Here is a 16,031-nt window from a genome sequence, read left to right on the forward strand (position 1 = left end):
CACAAAAAGGACTAGGAAGTCCCTTCGACTGATGAAAATTTATTCACCAACCATTTATCCACAAGTTTGACCGGTTGCATTGCCCACATCGCAAAAACAAATGGGAAAGTCAATGTCGTCCACCCGTTGTGAATCAAAAAATGATCAAAATAGGTGGCAATAATAACTGCGATCAGCACATAGACACCGTCACGAACACGTGGGCCGCTCAGAGCTATTCCAACCAAGACCGCATTGAAGCTAAAAATGCCATTATTGGTCATATCTGCAGATTCATGGCCATGATGCGAAATATAAACACTGATGATAACAGCAGCGAAACCGTAAAGTGCTCCCATGGGATTGCTCAGGAAAACCCCAATGAAAAAGATCAATCCAGCAATTAAACTACCCTGAAAAATAACCTGACCAAAGGCATGGCCTTCAATTAAGAAATCATCCATTTCTTGAATATCAACAAAATGCTCGGGTACCGTCCGTAAGGCCAATTCTGGAATACTCAACACATACAATGCGATCCAGGTAATTAAGATAAATGGAAATGTAAATACCGGCAGATTCTTCTTTAATGCAAAACCCATCAATATGGTGGTCAACGCAGATCCGACGATTAAAGCTCCCCATACCCAGACGTTTGTCTGAAAATAGAAAACCAAAGCTATACCATAAAGCGTAGCATTAAATCCGAAGAGTCCATCATTGATATGATCCTCATCAAATTTCATCAACTTGGCAGTCAATACCCCAACGATATTGGCGAGGATTCCCGCAAAGCCCATGAGTGCCGAATCATAAATAATGGCGCCTATAAATAAAATACCCGTCCAAATGTTACCCTGTAACATAATTTGCCCAAATCCTTTAAAAAAAGCTTTTACAAAAGCTAGGATGTTATTTTTCATTGGAATATAATTAGTTGTTATTCAAAAATATGTTGTCCCATAATGCGCTTTGCATTTCTTTAAAAAGAAGATAAAGCTGTTCGGCACCGTAACCTAAAACGCGAACCATAAAACCGTCGTGTTGCAATTCACTAATACCAAACGCAACGTCTTTGGTTTCCCCGTATTGTTCATGGAAAGTCTCGATCCAGTCACTTGGATTCAAGCCGGCACTATTAAGGTAAATCAAAGTTCCCTGATGCGTATAGCCTTCCAAAATACCCAAGCCTTGTATAGGCATACGATCTGGCTGCAGCAATACATTATCTTTCACAACGAGCCTACCATTGACATAACATTCTGTCAGATTTTGAAAGTGATTGTACATGAACTCTTCACCAGACATTTTCCGACCACAAGTCACGATTTCACTAAGCAATAAGTGACAATTAGAGGCAAGATGTACAATGTTATGGCTCAAAAAATGAGACGAATGTTGTGGTACTACAGGATGGGGCACATAAGAAAAAACAGCATTTTCACCGATATTCACTTCCATAGTTTGGGAAGAATGGCCTTTCATATGGAATAGACGCTGATAAGCCTGTGTCTGCAATTGCAACTTAGCCCCGGGAGCAATATCCACTTGAATACGGTGGTCATCACCGTCGAGTAAGCCTGGGGATGAGCTCATGATCATCAAGTACGCGGCATTGTCTTTTTGATATTGTCCAACAGGAACGATACGAAACGGCTGTGTCGCATATGCATCTTTTAAAAAGGATTTTCCTTCGCGATGTGCTACTTTAATATCTAAAGAACAAATCATAATTAACGTAGTAAATTAGGTTCCTCAATATCTTGAAGGAGTGCGTATTTTTTAATCCAGCCCACGATCTCTTCTAAACCATCGCCAGTTTTCAGATTTGAAAACAAGAATGGAGAACCTTTACGCATTTTACGTGCATCATGCTCCATTACTTCTAAGCTTGCACCTACATAGGGTGCCAAATCTTTCTTATTGATCAATAAAAGATCAGATCTTGTAATTGCTGGACCACCTTTACGAGGCATTTTTTCACCTTCGGCAACATCAATTACGAAAATGGTAATATCGGCGAGATCAGGGCTATAGGTAGAAGTTAGGTTATCACCACCACTTTCAATCAAAATCAACTCCAAATCCGGGAAGCGGCTTGCTAGTTCTTCTACAGCTTCCAGATTCATACTCGCATCTTCCCGTATCGCCGTATGCGGGCAACCGCCGGTTTCTACGCCGATAATTCGTTCACGGGGAAGCAAACTATTTTTGGCCATATATTCCGCATCTTCCTTGGTATAAATGTCATTCGTAATTACGGCAAGATCAATTTCATTCATCAAACGTCTGCTCAATCTTTCCAATAATGCTGTTTTACCAGATCCTACTGGGCCACCAACCCCTATTTTAACATATTTTCTATTTTCCATTTTAATTGTTTTTTAAGAAATATAAACTCTAGAATATAATCGTTCGTGTTGCATGCAACGGATATCAAATCCAATGTTGCATAAGCCCACTAAATTCCGTTCAACTATTAAAGTCTCTTTACAGAGATCAAGTATATCATCATGTAAACCAAAAAGTATATCTTGGCCATCCAATTGACCTAACGGCACAAGTTTTACAGCATTGGTCACCATCGTAATAGCGGCATTATAATAAAAGCCGTGTAACGCTTCTTCCAAAGGAATTTCTAAAAGTGACGCCAGCATGCCATACATCAAACAGTAATGACTATCTACTTCCTTCTTTTGGATTAATTCACCCCAGGACAGCATAAAATCCTGCTGTTGATACCGACTGAATATTTTATAAATACGTACGCCCAGTTTTTTACTGGCATCGCGAATTTCTCTTGGGCTTTTTAATGCTGTACATTCTTGATCTAGGGCGATCAATGCATCCATGTCCTGCGAAGAAGTTGCTTCATAGGCCAATTTCATCAAAGCAGCATCATTGTACTTCAAATTATACCAGAGGTTATGACGCACATAGTTGTCCGCCGTAACCTTATCACAGACCAAGCCCTGTTGTACATAGGTCTCCAGTCCATTTGAATGGGTAAACCCACCAATTGGCAATGTTGGATCTGCTAGATGGAGTAACTTGCCTAGAAATGTATTTTTCATTGACATTATTTTTTTATTATAAGTATATATCTTCAAGGACCAACCCGCCCCTCGTGTAATCTTCTCTACCATTGGATATTAAAGCTGTACCAAGTTTTTCCTTTTATGAAAAGAAAGTACTGCTGTAATCCTTTTTTATCTGAACCTTCCCTTTTTCCTGATTCCTATTTTTTACATTATAGGATCAATGAGCTAGCTACGCTCGGTTATCGAGCAGAACGAAACTTCAGTCTCCCTTCATAGCTGTTGGCGCTTGCGAATTCATGAAGGCTTTGTCGTTGATCAAAAGCGGGATATTTTTAGTCGAAGACTTTATCTTCTGATGATGTTTCGGATCAACATTTGCATTGAGCTGATGTAAAAGTTGACGCTCGCAACGCTGTGGGTCAAATCCTTGTTTAGTTAGCCATTCGTACATTGACCGTTCATAAGGCATAAGCAATTCATTTGCCTCCACAAATAGAGGCAAATGTTTGTTTCCAATTTCGCTGCTTACAAAAGCAGTTCGCAGGAAATCAATTGCCTTGACATGGATGACTTCACAAGGCTTGATCGTTACCACAACAATTTTCTCCTCATCTTCGTACAAGATATCACCATCCTGCAAGCTGGATGTATTACCCAACAATTTGACGGCAATATCCATTCCCTCCGCTGTACGTAAACGTTGAATACGTTTGGTCGACTCATACCATTCAATAGCAAGCGAATCCAGACGCTTAGTGATCTGCTCACCATGAATATTCCTTGTGATTTCCGTGATTATCATTTTTTAATTCTTAACAAATAGATTTTTAGACAAGCCCAAACCTACAGTTGATCCGTTGATTCCTGTAATAACTTCGTGATCATTGGGAATAGCAGCATCTTTACTATTTCTCTTTTTATAAGACAATTCTGCCACTTTAGCTTTTAATGCCCAACCTTTTCCCAAGGCGATACCCACAAGCGGGTACACTCTGAATAGATAGCCATTGTATTTACCATCGACCATAGTACCTCCGGTAGCGACATGTTGATCGCCCCACAAATAATGCACATCAACCTGACCAATTAACATGAAATGCTCACTCAGAGGCCAAGTATTACTATAGAAAGGTCCTATTTCATGCGAATGATCCGTGAAATCCAGTGCTTTATCCTTAGCAGAATTGAATCCATAGTTTAGCCCCGCATTCATGTTGTCGGTGAAAAAATAGGCAGCACCCACCGGAGCGGCACTAAATTGATGCCCCGCTGTTGTTTCGTGGTAATTCAGTGACCCATAAACCATGATACCTCCCTTTTGCGCATAGACAGATTGTATGGTAAAGCACGCCATTGCTATACAACAGCCTAAAAATATCTTCAAATTTTTCATTAGCGTAAATCGTATTTTAACTTAATGAAACATCATGAGCAGTCATTATTTCCTCTCTTATGCGCTTTTGATAAGCCCATGATGATTTCATCAACATATTGTTTTTCATAGTTTATGGCGTGATATAGGATCACGCCATAAAAAAGTAGTTATAGGGTTAAAACAAGAAGTATCGTTGTCCCAACGAAACTGTATCAACAGGTTTTGATCGCAAGATCTCACCGTCAAGACTTACCTCATAATTCTCTGGATTAACGATAATTTCAGGCGTAGCGTCATTGTGGATCATATCTTTTTTGGAGATATTCCGACAATTTTCTACAGCAAGTAAGGTTCTTTCCAATTTATATTCTTCCTTAATTCCCTTTTCCAATGAGATTTTAGAGACAAAGTCAAAACAAGTTTGGTGAACAGCTTTACCTAAACCACCGAACATTGTTCTTAAGATGATTGGCTGTGGTGTAGGAATAGAAGCATTTGCATCCCCCATTTTTGAAGCGATAATCATCCCGCCTTTAATAATCATTTCTGGTTTTGCGCCAAATAAAGCTGGGCGCCAGATCACCATATCGGCAATTTTACCAGGCTCAATTGAACCAACGTATTTAGAAATACCGTGCGCGATAGCTGGATTGATGGTATATTTCGCTACATAGCGGCGTGCACGGAAATTATCGTTGTCCTTACCTTCATCTTCAGGCAAGGGACCTACTTGTTTCTTCATCTTGTCTGCAGTCTGCCATGTACGTGTGATGACTTCACCTACACGTCCCATTGCTTGAGAATCCGAGCTCATGATACTGAATACACCGCGATCTTGTAATACATCCTCAGCAGCAATCGTTTCTGGACGGATGCGAGAATCAGCAAAAGCTACGTCTTCCGGAATTTCTTTACTCAAGTGGTGACAAACCATCAACATATCCAAATGCTCATCAATTGTATTTTTTGTAAATGGACGTGTTGGATTTGTCGATGCTGGTAATACATTTGGATACATCGCCGATTTGATGATATCTGGAGCGTGACCACCGCCGGCACCTTCCGTGTGGAATGTGTGGATCACACGTCCGTTGATTGCCTGGATTGTGTCTTCCAAGAAACCTGCTTCGTTCAGCGTATCTGTATGGATGGCAACCTGCACATCATATTGATCAGCGACTGTCAACGCTCTGTCGATTGTTGCTGGAGTAGCACCCCAATCTTCGTGGATTTTAACGCCTAGCGCGCCTGCTTCAATTTGTTCCACAATAGGTTGTTCCGTACCTACGTTTCCTTTACCAAAGAAACCGAAGTTCATTGGAAGGTCTTCAACAGCTTGCAACATGCGCCGTAAATTCCATTTACCCGGTGTTACTGTAGTTGCATTTGTTCCATCCGCTGGGCCTGTACCACCACCAATCATTGTTGTAACACCGCTATACAAGGCCGTTTCAACTTGTGTTGGGCTGATATAGTGAATATGGGTATCAATACCACCTGGAGTTAAGATATATCCCGATCCACCATGTACCTCAGTAGAAGCACCTATAATCATATTTGGTGTAATATTGTCCATTGTATCCGGATTTCCAGCACGACCAACACCAACAATTTTACCATCCTTAATACCAATATCACCTTTCACGATACCCCAGTGGTCAATGACGATAGCATCAGTGATCACCATATCCAATGTACCTTCATCCCGTGTATGGACCGAAGATTGGCACATACCATCACGAACCGTTTTACCGCCGCCAAATTTAGCTTCGTCGCCATAATAAGCGTAGTCTTTTTCGACTTCAATAATGATATCTGTATCTCCTAAACGGATTTTATCTCCACTTGTAGGGCCAAAGATGGCGCTATAATTTAATTTGCTAACTTTTAAACTCATGATACTTTGTTTTTAAAGCCTTGTTCTTTTACTTTTTTCATTGCATTTGCTTTCGCAACTTCGGTTTCGGTATCTCCATTTGCCAAATCATTGTGGCCATAGATCCTTCTTGCACCTGCATACGGAACCAATTCGACGTCTTTTGATTCACCTGGCTCAAAACGAATTGCTGTACTGGCGATAATATTCAACCGTTTGCCAAATGCTTTTTCACGATCAAACTCCATCATTTTGTTCACCTCAAAGAAATGAAAATGTGAACCTACCTGAATTGGTCTATCACCTGTATTTGTCACAGTGATAGTTGTAACTTCTCTACCTTCATTGCAGATAACATAGCCATCTGCAATAAAAAATTCTCCTGGGATCATAGATTATATTTTTAACAATTAGCGAATCGGGTTATGAACAGTAACCAGTTTTGTACCATCTGGAAATGTAGCTTCAATCTGTACATCATGAATCATTTCAGGGACACCTTCCATGACATCTTCACGTGTCAACAACGTTGCACCATACTGCATTAAATCAGCAACAGTACGTCCGTCACGAGCAGCTTCCAAAAGTTCACTACTGATCAATGCAATAGACTCCGGATAGTTTAATTTAAGTCCTCTAGCTTTACGTTTTTTCGCTAGTTCGCCGGCAAGATGAAGCAATAGCTTCTCTGTCTCTCTAGGTAATAAATGCATATAAATATTATTTAAATTGTTGTTATTTGAACTAAAACAAGTCACGGTGAGTAGAGGTCACGACAAGGCCATACGACTTAAAAAAATCGTTCAAAATCGTGATAAATAGGACAGATTACACCCCTACGCAACGCAAGGTCTGTCTTTTCTCAACCGTTGTAAGAAATGGAAATTTTTACCCCAGAAACGGGATCTTTAAACTTTGGAAAAGAATATATTTTGGCGGAAGGATCAATCGATCCATATAAGGCCTTCTGTTATTCTGAATTTTGAGACGTACAGGATAACAGAATACAAAAAGACAAATTGAAAGCACTCCCCAATAGAGCAGCTTGCTCCATTCATCTTTGAGGTCCATCTGTTCGGTGATATCATAGACATCATGATCTTTAACCGCAGCGACCAAATTTTCCCGTTCGGAATTTCCTGAACCTTTTTCTACATGAGCATGGAAAGCCGCCAGGCTTATCCGGAAAACGGGTACATTTTGGACAGTAGAATGCGTCGGTATAGCTATTCCTTTCATGAGCAGGGTGCTCAAAAGAAAAACTAAAAAGACTAAACTATACCTCATTCTTGTGTTCACAATTCTATTATTTGTTGTTCAAATTTACAACCAAAGCGGGCTACTTGACTAGCACAAATCTTGAATTAAATAGTCCAAATTTGTTGAAAAAGCCCGCTTTGGAGATTTTAGATCAATCTTTCGAATTTAAAAAGAGTAACCAACTGATACCATGATATTTCTCGGCGCACCAGCAAAGGCTCTCGTGTAGTCAAAACCACCTAAAAAGTAATATTTATCGAATACATTGTTCAGGTTTACTGCCATTTTCATAGCACCAATGTGGTAATAGGCCGCTGCATTAACAGTTGTATAAGATGGCCATTGTCCCCAGAGTGCATTTCCATCGCTATCCTTTCCGATGCTGTTGTCCATCCGCTTACGGTCTACATAATAAACACCGGCACCAAAACCTAAGCCTTTTAAGGTACTATTTGAAAACACATATTTTAACCAGGCACTCGCCATATTTTTGGGTGCTCCTGGCAGGGACTGTCCTATTTCAGAAGGAACCGAGGATGATTTCACCTCCGTATCATTATAGGTATAATTGGCCATAACCTGGAACTCCCGTGTCAACTGCCCACGCACATCGAGTTCAACACCCTGCGATAGCGCTTTGCCAGATTGTCTATACTCCGGCAGCCCTGAATCATTGATAGCCCCTGTGGCAATGAGCATATTCCGTCGTTCAATTCGGAATAAGGATAGATCAACTTGCAATTGTTCCTTAAAGAAACCCGTCTTTACCCCGGTTTCCACCTGGAAACTCCGCTCAGCATCAAAGGGTTTATCGGCACCATAATCTTTATAGTTCTGAATAAAATTGGCGCCTACAGGCACAAACCCCTGTGAATAACTTGCAAAATAGTTAATCTGTTTATTGATTCCATAGGTTACACCAAAACGAGGTAATAAGGCATTTTGTGTCGCATGAAACCGATTTTGTCCATCAAGTGTTTCAGAAGAATAGTGTTCATGACGTAGACCTACAATAAGTTTCAGTCGATCGTCAATGCTGATTTGATCCTGTATATATTTACCCGTTGTTTTATAAGGGCTCAAAAAAGGATAAGCGACTCCCGTACGCCATACATAATTCGTCAGATCATGAGTCGTATAAGTGGGATTGTTCAAATCAAAAGTCAAAGGAACAACCTTGCCATCTACAGTTTGCTGCCTAGCCTCCCGCAATTGGTTTTCTTTGTCGCCCCGATATTGGGCAAAATCAATCCCAGCAACCAAATGATGATCAACTCTATCACCCAAAAGATCCCACTTGACGTAACCGACAACATTATCGGTATAATCACGCCCATGGCGATCAAAAAAGCGCATATTCATAATGGTATTATGTGGTGCATCAGCAAACGTGTTCATTGTTCGGTGTTCATTGACATCTTCCTGATAGATGGATTTCATGTAGCTCAGATTCAAACTAACATGTTCTGCCAGACGCTGAGACAAACGAGCGCTTAATGAAAAAGTCTTGGAATTATAAAAATCGGAAGGCTGGCTCAACGTAAATGATCTTGGCAACGCATAAAAGTTATTTTCCTTAATACCCATTCCTCGATCAAGATAACCGTTGAACTGATTATAGACCATGTCAATATCGACCACCGTACCATCAGCCGGTTTGAAGGTGAAGGAAGGAGCGATCATCATTCGTTTCTGACGATTTACGTCACGGAAAGTCTTCGTATCTTCATAACCTGCGTTAAAACGATATAAAATACGCTTGGCACTATCCAATGGTCCACCGAGATCTACAGTAGTTCGCATCATTTCAAAACTACCGCCGGCAAAATTCACATGCCCCTTAAAATCTTCCAAAGGCTTCTTTGTCGTCATATTAATTGTACCACCCGGCACAATATCCCCAAACAAAGATGCCCCAGGCCCTTTCAAAACCTCGATATTTTCAAGATTAATCGTTAATGGTGAATTATAATAACTGTTACCATAACCATAGCCCGAGCGTAAACCATTGACAAGTCGAACACCCGTTTCGTAACCACTTTTGAAACCGCGGATAACAACATCATCATAGGAAGATGCTTCTGTCACACCAGCCAGGTCCTGTACTAGCGCTCCAGTAGTAAAAGCCTGTTTATCTTCGATAAATTCCTTACTGAGTACAGCGACCGATTGCGGTAGATCCTTTAATTTTCCTGCAAATTTACCCCCCAGCTCCATATTATTTGTCAGATATGAATTGTTGCGTCTACCCGTAACCAATACTTCATCCAATGTATTATCACCGGCTACCATAAGCAATCGAACTCCTTTTTTTGCATTCCAGTTGGCCGTGTTCAAATCCAGCAATACAGGCTTATACCCGATTGCAGCTGCACGTAACTGTACAGGAAATGAAGTTATTCCGGTAAAACTAAATTCGCCCTGAGCATTAGAACTTGTCTGTTGTTGTCGATCTGCCAGGGTTAATGTGACCCCTGAGATGGGATTACCGTTTTCATCCTGGATCTTACCAAATAGTGCCACACCTTGTTGTGCATACACCGCTCCCGGTACGGAAGCACTTGTCAATAAAGCGAAAGCGAGCGCTTTCATTACGTTGTTCATTCGAATAAATTATATATTTTTTGGCTTACCCACTGTTGGGTTTAAGCAATACGATCAACGAATAATTCCATGTGTATCGTTGGAAAATTCGATTCATTACAAAAGTCTTTCAATTGAAATCCCTGTTTACCCCAAAACTCATAGGCTCCAGTCAGGAATGGGTGGGTATGTAAATAAAGCCTTTCAATACTTTTCTCCTTAGCTACAGCGACCAAGCCCTTGAATAAGGCCGTTCCCAAACCTGACCTACGGTAACTCGGGTCCACAAAAAGCCGAGCAACTTCCACCGTTTTCCCTCTATCAATATCCAAATGCGGGAAACGGTAGTCATAAGCCAGCATGCCAACGACGCCAATCAGTTTACCGTGCTGATCTTTTGCCTGCAAGAATGCTCCAGCTTCAGCCTCAAGATAGACGGCTGAAAATGCCAGTAGATCTTTAGGAAGTTTATGTGCATCCAACATCGGGAACAACTGTTTTCGAAATTCAATGACATAAGGTAATACGACATCAATATCTTCCTTTTCAACACGAGATATGCTGATATTTTTCAAATGGGGTTGCGTGGGAAAACATCGTTTGCTTATCAGTTGATTATTAATCAATATATTGCCGCTGTCTTTGATGGTATTCATATCGTTATAGCTATTTTTAAAATATTTGCACAGTAAACTGAGCATCTCACTTGCAAACCATGATTTTTCATAAAGGCACCTATTTAGGCGGCTTCGTCATGGCGTATTCATTTCAATTTTGGTTTCGGCGTTATGCGCTGAACTCCCAATGGTGTCAAATGTCCTATCCGCACCTAGCATCGGAACAAACATCCATTTCTTTTGATTTTCCAAACTGATCAAAGGAAGTTGATAGGTCTGTTCCAATAATTCCCGTACTTGCTCCTGCTCCAGACCGTGCAGATCCACGAGCCTATTGTCCTTCATCAGATAAAACTGATCACCAAAAAGGTACGCCATGTTGGGGTCGTGCATCACACATAACACGGTTGTCCCCTCTTTGACCAGCTCCTTGGCTGCCTGCAGAACCGCAATCTGATATTTCAGATCCAAATGATTGGTGGGTTCATCAAGCAATAATAAATCAGGTTGTTGTACCAACACGCGACAAAGTAATACCAATTGTCGCTCTCCTCCAGATAAAGAGGTATAGGGTTTGTCTTTTAAATGTGTGAGGTTAAATCTATCCAAGATCTGTTCAACTGCCTCGAAGTCTTCCTTATTTGGTGAAAAACGAGAAAATGAGGCTCGTCCCGTCAGAATAACATCAACAACGCTAAAAGGAAATGTGGTCTGATGGAACTGATTCAGAAAACCCAATTTCAATGAATTGGCCCGACCAACCTTCCAATCGCGACGCTCTGTTTCACCGATAAGAACTGATCCATTATATTTTTTTTCCAGCCCTGCAATAATATTAAACAAAGTCGATTTACCACTTCCATTTCGACCGAGAATAACAGAAAGCTTTCCTTCCGGAAATGACATGTTTACGTCATTTAAAATGATATCCTTACCATAGGCAAAAGAAAGTTTTTTGATATGAATCGAATTATTCATGAATTCCAGTTGATTTCGTTACGGCGCATCAGGTAGATAAACAAGGGAGCACCAATAATCATCGTAAAAACACCGATCGGAATTTCAAATGGCATAACAGCCCTAGAAAAATCATCGATAAGTAATAAGAAAGTACCTCCAATACTGATATTTGCCCACACAATAATATTGTTATTGGGTCCAAAGATCATGCGGCTGATATGTGGTACAATTAATCCAAATAAACTAATTACACCTACAGCTGCCACCGCAGACGCTGTAATCATTGTTGCTACAGCAATGAAGACCAATTTCAATATTTTCGGGTTAACGCCAACAGCAATTGCTTCTTGATCACCAAGGGCGAGAAGATTCAGCTTCCAGCGCAAAAGGATCAGGATACCCAATCCTATTGTGATCGGCAGGAAAGCATGCTGTACTTTCGACCATGATGCTGTATGCAGATTCCCCATTGTCCATTGTACAATAGCTTGTAATTTATAGGGATCACTAATGTATTGTAAAAGGGTTAACATTGCTGTAAATACACCGGAAATAACCATTCCAGCCAACACCATCCCAATAATTGAGGTTTTCAAGCCGGCATTTGAAACAAAATAGGTCAAACCTACAGCACATACACCGAACAGAAATGCCGATAGATTGACTGACAATAAAGGGAACAACATGGCCAATGCGGCCCCAAAAGCAGATCCCGAAGAAATACCCAATGTAAAAGGATCAACGATTGGATTCCTAAAAATGGCCTGTAAAATTCCGCCGGAAGACGCTAAAGCAGCTCCGACCATAAAGGTCAACAGAATCCGTGGTAAACGTACCTGCCACAATATAGTATCCATGTTATCTTTCAATACAGCATTATGGTCTCCGATATAAATCCCCATTTCCAATCCAATGCGCTGACAGAGCTCGACAAAACCAATGTTCTGACTCGATCCTACAAGTAAGGAAAGCAATAAAACCAACAACGGTAAAACAACTAGCAAAAACAGCCTTTTTAATTGATGTATCATTGAAGTAGTCCTGCTTTACCGTATAGTTTTTCAAAAGCTATGGTCATATCCTGATCAAGCTGCTGTTTTGTATAATCCGAAAAACACCAATGCCGCACCTGCTTTGCAAACAGCATAAATTTTACCGTATGCGGATCGAATGGAAATGAAGGCGACATCACAAACACCTGTTTATTTTTCACAGCTGGCAAAGCTGCGAGTTCCTTTAGATTGTATACATCTGTCAATTTTGAATTCCAAAGAATAATGAGATCGGGGTTCCATTTATAAATCGTTTCTGCACCGACATTTGGAGCTTCCATTTCCAGCGGACAGGCATTAGCTGCCCCAGAAAGACGAATCGCCATATCAATCAAACTACCGCGGCCGGATGTGGAAAGAACACGCCCTTTAGACCAGGCGTAATAAACCTTCTTTTGTTTTTGATCCTTAGGAACAGTCATTTTTTTGATCTCCGTTGAAACGAATTCAACAATCTCTTCAGCACGCTGTTTCTTGCCCAACAATGTTCCCATTCCAATCAGTTCATTAAAAATACTTTTTTCATCCTGCGAAGAAAAAGTAAACACCGGAATTCCCAGACTTTCTAATTGGGAAATATTATCCTGGTCTGTATTGAATGTCAGCACGAGATCAGGGTTCAGCCCTACAATGCTTTCTACATTATTGGCTTGTCCACCAAAAGTTGGCGTTGCGATTGATTTTTTTGCTATTCGAGGGTCTAATTTCGATAAAAAGGTGTAAGTATCTTCCATCTGATAAACCTGCTCGGGAATCCCAACAAGGCTATTTCCAGCACCCAACATATACACTTCATCAACAAGCGAAGGGAATAGTACAACCACACGCTTTGCCACATGCGCCAACACAACTTCCTTCCCTCTACTATCGACTGCTTTCACTTGACTGTTGAGCGTGCCGGATTGCCGATTTTGGCAGGCACTCAATATACCACAGCATATCAAAAGCAATACAATTATAACACGATTCACTTTCATTTAATTATCATTTATGACTTGCTCACTCAGGCCAGTATGCTCGTCTATTACCTTTACATCAGGGCTCTTCTTCGTTTTTGCCTGTTGACGAATTAAATCTTCAGACAGCAACAACGCCTCTTCCAACTGGATCGAAGTTCCATATTTTGCTAACACCTGTTCATATAGCCTCCCATCATAAGGCAAACGAAGGGATCCTTCCGATGCAATGTTGAATATTGGCAGATGTCTGTTTCCAATGAAATAACCGAAATCTGCAAGCTGCACCAAATCTGTTGGATTGAATCTTATTGTCAACGAGGGCTTGACAACCAAGATCGCTTGCAAAGTTTCCTGATGAAATAAAGCGTCGCCATGGTGCCATTCAGCTCCTTGCTCCAATTGCATAAGAATAGATTTTCCACCTGTAGTATGGCGTGTTAAACGTCTCTTATGGACTTCGTACCATTCAAGTTGCACTTGATCGACCTCAGTAGAGGCAAACGCATAGTTTGCTATGATTTTATCTATTGGAAGCGGCAGTTCATTCATTTTTGTAAATCTCTTTTATTCTCGCGTCATTCACAGACATAAGACTTTTCTCTACGCTGTTTATATCGCTCAAACATGGATATTCCTAAATCGAAAGACAGCATAACAATGAATATGGATCACTGTTATACTGACAATCACATTTATCGTCTATTATTTAGCTTCAAGTGCTTTATACTGTTCTTTTTTTGCTTGAACTCTTTCTTTCAACCAATCACACCAGCTATCCAGTCCGTCTCCATTCAATGTACTGATTGTAATAACTTCCAAATTGGGGTTCACCTCGCGTGCATCTTTCGTTACCGCATCTACCGAGAAAGGTACATATGGTAATAAATCAGCTTTGGAAACCAACATCAATTCGCTTGTTAAAAACATACGTGGGTATTTTTTGGGTTTATCGTCACCTTCTGTGGTCGCTAATAAGGTCACGCGGTAATCTTCCCCCAAATCAAACGCTGATGGACACAATAAATTCCCGACGTTCTCAATAAACAACAGGTCTATTCCTTCGATATCGATATGATCCAGAGCTTGTAAGATCATTTGTGCCTCAATATGACACATTCCGCCAGTAACAATCTGCAATGCATTAATGCCTACCTCACGCATACGAACCGCATCACGTTCAGTTTCCGGATCACCTACTAAAACAGCGATATTCAAATCTTTTGCCAAACGTTTTCCCGTCTCTTGCATCAAAGTTGTTTTACCCGAACCCGGAGAAGAACACACGTTAATTACACAAACATCTTTCAGTCTATCGCGGATGGCTTTTGCGACAAAATCATTTGCCTTTAATAAATGTAGCGTTGTATTTTCACATTGAACCGAACCTACACGGTTACCTAAACTTTTAGGATTTGAAGTATTGTCTGACATGATAAACGATTTTTAGTCTTGTTTAAAAATTACTTTTGATATATAGAGTTCATTCCCTTGAACAATTGTACTAGAAGGTTGTCCGCAGTCACAGACAAATCGATGAAAATGAACCGGGAAATTTTTCTGACAATGTTCACAATATGCAATGATATCGTTGACCACGACCTCCATTTCCATATCTTGGTATTGCGTATTTTCAGCAATAAAAGCATCAAATGCATTTTGGATCAATACAGGCTGGACGTTGGACAACAATCCTGCTGTAACTTGAATTTTTTGAATATCATCCACCCTAGCCTCATAATGCGAGGTCAAAGTATCAAAAATATCCTTTACTATACTTAGCTCGTGCATTGGTATATTTTAAGAAATAAATAAATTTAGAAAAGAAATGAAAGCTTTCTTTGCCTGTATGATGTGAAGAAAAGCGTATGCTTTAGCATGGAATTTTGATTTGCTCAAACAGCAAAAATCGAGCTATGGGTATAGGCTCTAGATCTAGGGTATGTTCATACCGATAATCTTTCTGTTGCGGGGATGGCAGTAGTTCATGCCAAAGCAAATCAACCGTAACCAACCAACGGTCCATCAACCAATCTTGTGTCACTTCCACGTCCATTTCGGCAACAAGGGATTGAAGCGATGGATGGAGCGAAGAAAATTGACTATGATCGTTTGAAAAATGGATGATGCGCAAATGGTCCGCATGTTTTGACGTATTTTTGGAGGATAAAAACTGGGATTCGACACTATCACTTTTCAGTACAAGACTGTTTGCATTTAAATTCTTAAATGATAACAACAGTACTGCAAATAGAAAAATAAAGTGCTTCCACATAGCTTTAACCTAACAAAGTATCAAAGATTCCTTTGAGACCAATACAAAGTTACTACC

General features: G+C 40.4%; 18 protein-coding genes and 1 pseudogene. All 19 read right to left on the reverse strand.

Translation table 11 applies throughout. The features are described from left to right. Positions 1 to 11 precede the first annotated feature (11 nt). The gene (locus B3C94_RS19720; protein WP_293906889.1) at positions 12 to 902 is read right to left on the reverse strand and encodes an urea transporter; all 891 of its coding nucleotides are present in this window, start codon (positions 900 to 902) and stop codon (positions 12 to 14) included. 10 nt (positions 903 to 912) lie between these two features. Next, on the reverse strand, positions 913 to 1,710 hold the full coding sequence (locus B3C94_RS19725) for an urease accessory protein UreD (RefSeq protein WP_293906891.1): 798 nt from the start codon (positions 1,708 to 1,710) through the stop codon (positions 913 to 915). A 2-nt stretch (positions 1,711 to 1,712) separates the two neighbouring features. Next, positions 1,713 to 2,351 (reverse strand): urease accessory protein UreG, encoded by a 639-nt coding sequence (ureG, locus tag B3C94_RS19730; RefSeq protein WP_112376090.1) that lies wholly within the window; start codon positions 2,349 to 2,351, stop codon positions 1,713 to 1,715. Between the two features lie 12 nt (positions 2,352 to 2,363). Then, entirely contained in the window at positions 2,364 to 3,053 is a 690-nt protein-coding gene (locus B3C94_RS19735; RefSeq protein WP_293906894.1) for an urease accessory protein UreF, read from the reverse strand. 226 nt (positions 3,054 to 3,279) lie between these two features. Further along, a complete protein-coding gene (locus tag B3C94_RS19740) occupies positions 3,280 to 3,822 on the reverse strand; it encodes an urease accessory protein UreE (protein WP_293906896.1) in 543 nt (180 codons plus the stop codon). 3 nt (positions 3,823 to 3,825) lie between these two features. Then, entirely contained in the window at positions 3,826 to 4,413 is a 588-nt protein-coding gene (locus B3C94_RS19745) for a hypothetical protein (protein ID WP_293906898.1), read from the reverse strand. Between the two features lie 157 nt (positions 4,414 to 4,570). Beyond that, a complete protein-coding gene (ureC, locus tag B3C94_RS19750; protein ID WP_070567879.1) occupies positions 4,571 to 6,292 on the reverse strand; it encodes an urease subunit alpha in 1,722 nt (573 codons plus the stop codon). A 65-nt stretch (positions 6,293 to 6,357) separates the two neighbouring features. After that, a pseudogene (gene ureB, locus B3C94_RS19755) lies at positions 6,358 to 6,663 on the reverse strand (urease subunit beta); the annotation flags it as partial. 18 nt (positions 6,664 to 6,681) lie between these two features. Further along, a complete protein-coding gene (ureA, locus tag B3C94_RS19760; RefSeq protein WP_075993440.1) occupies positions 6,682 to 6,984 on the reverse strand; it encodes an urease subunit gamma in 303 nt (100 codons plus the stop codon). 175 nt (positions 6,985 to 7,159) lie between these two features. Then, positions 7,160 to 7,510: a hypothetical protein gene (locus B3C94_RS19765; RefSeq protein WP_293906903.1), complete on the reverse strand. Its 351-nt coding sequence runs from the start codon at positions 7,508 to 7,510 to the stop codon at positions 7,160 to 7,162. Positions 7,511 to 7,696: 186 nt separating this feature from the next. Next, on the reverse strand, positions 7,697 to 10,135 hold the full coding sequence (locus tag B3C94_RS19770; protein ID WP_293906905.1) for a TonB-dependent receptor: 2,439 nt from the start codon (positions 10,133 to 10,135) through the stop codon (positions 7,697 to 7,699). A 41-nt stretch (positions 10,136 to 10,176) separates the two neighbouring features. Then, positions 10,177 to 10,770, reverse strand: a complete 594-nt coding sequence (locus tag B3C94_RS19775; RefSeq protein WP_293906907.1) for a GNAT family N-acetyltransferase — start codon at positions 10,768 to 10,770, stop codon at positions 10,177 to 10,179. 96 nt (positions 10,771 to 10,866) lie between these two features. After that, the gene (locus B3C94_RS19780; RefSeq protein WP_293906909.1) at positions 10,867 to 11,709 is read right to left on the reverse strand and encodes an ABC transporter ATP-binding protein; all 843 of its coding nucleotides are present in this window, start codon (positions 11,707 to 11,709) and stop codon (positions 10,867 to 10,869) included. Then, entirely contained in the window at positions 11,706 to 12,695 is a 990-nt protein-coding gene (locus B3C94_RS19785) for a FecCD family ABC transporter permease (RefSeq protein WP_293906911.1), read from the reverse strand. The genes B3C94_RS19780 and B3C94_RS19785 overlap by 4 nt, the downstream gene beginning before the upstream one ends. Before the next feature lie 23 nt (positions 12,696 to 12,718). Further along, positions 12,719 to 13,720 carry an ABC transporter substrate-binding protein gene (locus B3C94_RS19790; protein ID WP_293906913.1) on the reverse strand — a complete coding sequence of 334 codons (1,002 nt, stop codon included), beginning with the start codon at positions 13,718 to 13,720 and terminating at the stop codon, positions 12,719 to 12,721. Next, positions 13,721 to 14,251, reverse strand: coding sequence for a hypothetical protein (locus tag B3C94_RS19795; protein WP_293906915.1), 531 nt, complete (start codon positions 14,249 to 14,251; stop codon positions 13,721 to 13,723). 153 nt (positions 14,252 to 14,404) lie between these two features. Beyond that, positions 14,405 to 15,133, reverse strand: a complete 729-nt coding sequence (gene hypB / locus B3C94_RS19800) for a hydrogenase nickel incorporation protein HypB (RefSeq protein WP_293906917.1) — start codon at positions 15,131 to 15,133, stop codon at positions 14,405 to 14,407. Positions 15,134 to 15,145: 12 nt separating this feature from the next. Further along, positions 15,146 to 15,490, reverse strand: a complete 345-nt coding sequence (locus B3C94_RS19805) for a hydrogenase maturation nickel metallochaperone HypA (RefSeq protein ID WP_088162260.1) — start codon at positions 15,488 to 15,490, stop codon at positions 15,146 to 15,148. Between the two features lie 82 nt (positions 15,491 to 15,572). Beyond that, positions 15,573 to 15,974, reverse strand: coding sequence for a hypothetical protein (locus B3C94_RS19810; protein ID WP_293906921.1), 402 nt, complete (start codon positions 15,972 to 15,974; stop codon positions 15,573 to 15,575). Between the last annotated feature and the right edge of the window lie 57 nt (positions 15,975 to 16,031).

The sequence above is a fragment of the Sphingobacterium sp. UBA5670 genome, assembly GCF_002420705.1.
Lineage (GTDB): Bacteria > Bacteroidota > Bacteroidia > Sphingobacteriales > Sphingobacteriaceae > Sphingobacterium.

Coding starts and splice junctions, on each gene's coding strand:
- B3C94_RS19720 (WP_293906889.1), bottom strand. CDS start 902: ATGAAAAATAACATCCTAGCTTTTGTAAAAGCTTTTTTTAAAGGATTT.
- B3C94_RS19725 (WP_293906891.1), bottom strand. CDS start 1,710: ATGATTTGTTCTTTAGATATTAAAGTAGCACATCGCGAAGGAAAATCC.
- ureG (WP_112376090.1), bottom strand. CDS start 2,351: ATGGAAAATAGAAAATATGTTAAAATAGGGGTTGGTGGCCCAGTAGGA.
- B3C94_RS19735 (WP_293906894.1), bottom strand. CDS start 3,053: ATGAAAAATACATTTCTAGGCAAGTTACTCCATCTAGCAGATCCAACA.
- B3C94_RS19740 (WP_293906896.1), bottom strand. CDS start 3,822: ATGATAATCACGGAAATCACAAGGAATATTCATGGTGAGCAGATCACT.
- B3C94_RS19745 (WP_293906898.1), bottom strand. CDS start 4,413: ATGAAAAATTTGAAGATATTTTTAGGCTGTTGTATAGCAATGGCGTGC.
- ureC (WP_070567879.1), bottom strand. CDS start 6,292: ATGAGTTTAAAAGTTAGCAAATTAAATTATAGCGCCATCTTTGGCCCT.
- ureA (WP_075993440.1), bottom strand. CDS start 6,984: ATGCATTTATTACCTAGAGAGACAGAGAAGCTATTGCTTCATCTTGCC.
- B3C94_RS19765 (WP_293906903.1), bottom strand. CDS start 7,510: ATGAAAGGAATAGCTATACCGACGCATTCTACTGTCCAAAATGTACCC.
- B3C94_RS19770 (WP_293906905.1), bottom strand. CDS start 10,135: ATGAACAACGTAATGAAAGCGCTCGCTTTCGCTTTATTGACAAGTGCT.
- B3C94_RS19775 (WP_293906907.1), bottom strand. CDS start 10,770: ATGAATACCATCAAAGACAGCGGCAATATATTGATTAATAATCAACTG.
- B3C94_RS19780 (WP_293906909.1), bottom strand. CDS start 11,709: ATGAATAATTCGATTCATATCAAAAAACTTTCTTTTGCCTATGGTAAG.
- B3C94_RS19790 (WP_293906913.1), bottom strand. CDS start 13,720: ATGAAAGTGAATCGTGTTATAATTGTATTGCTTTTGATATGCTGTGGT.
- B3C94_RS19795 (WP_293906915.1), bottom strand. CDS start 14,251: ATGAATGAACTGCCGCTTCCAATAGATAAAATCATAGCAAACTATGCG.
- hypB (WP_293906917.1), bottom strand. CDS start 15,133: ATGTCAGACAATACTTCAAATCCTAAAAGTTTAGGTAACCGTGTAGGT.
- B3C94_RS19805 (WP_088162260.1), bottom strand. CDS start 15,490: ATGCACGAGCTAAGTATAGTAAAGGATATTTTTGATACTTTGACCTCG.
- B3C94_RS19810 (WP_293906921.1), bottom strand. CDS start 15,974: ATGTGGAAGCACTTTATTTTTCTATTTGCAGTACTGTTGTTATCATTT.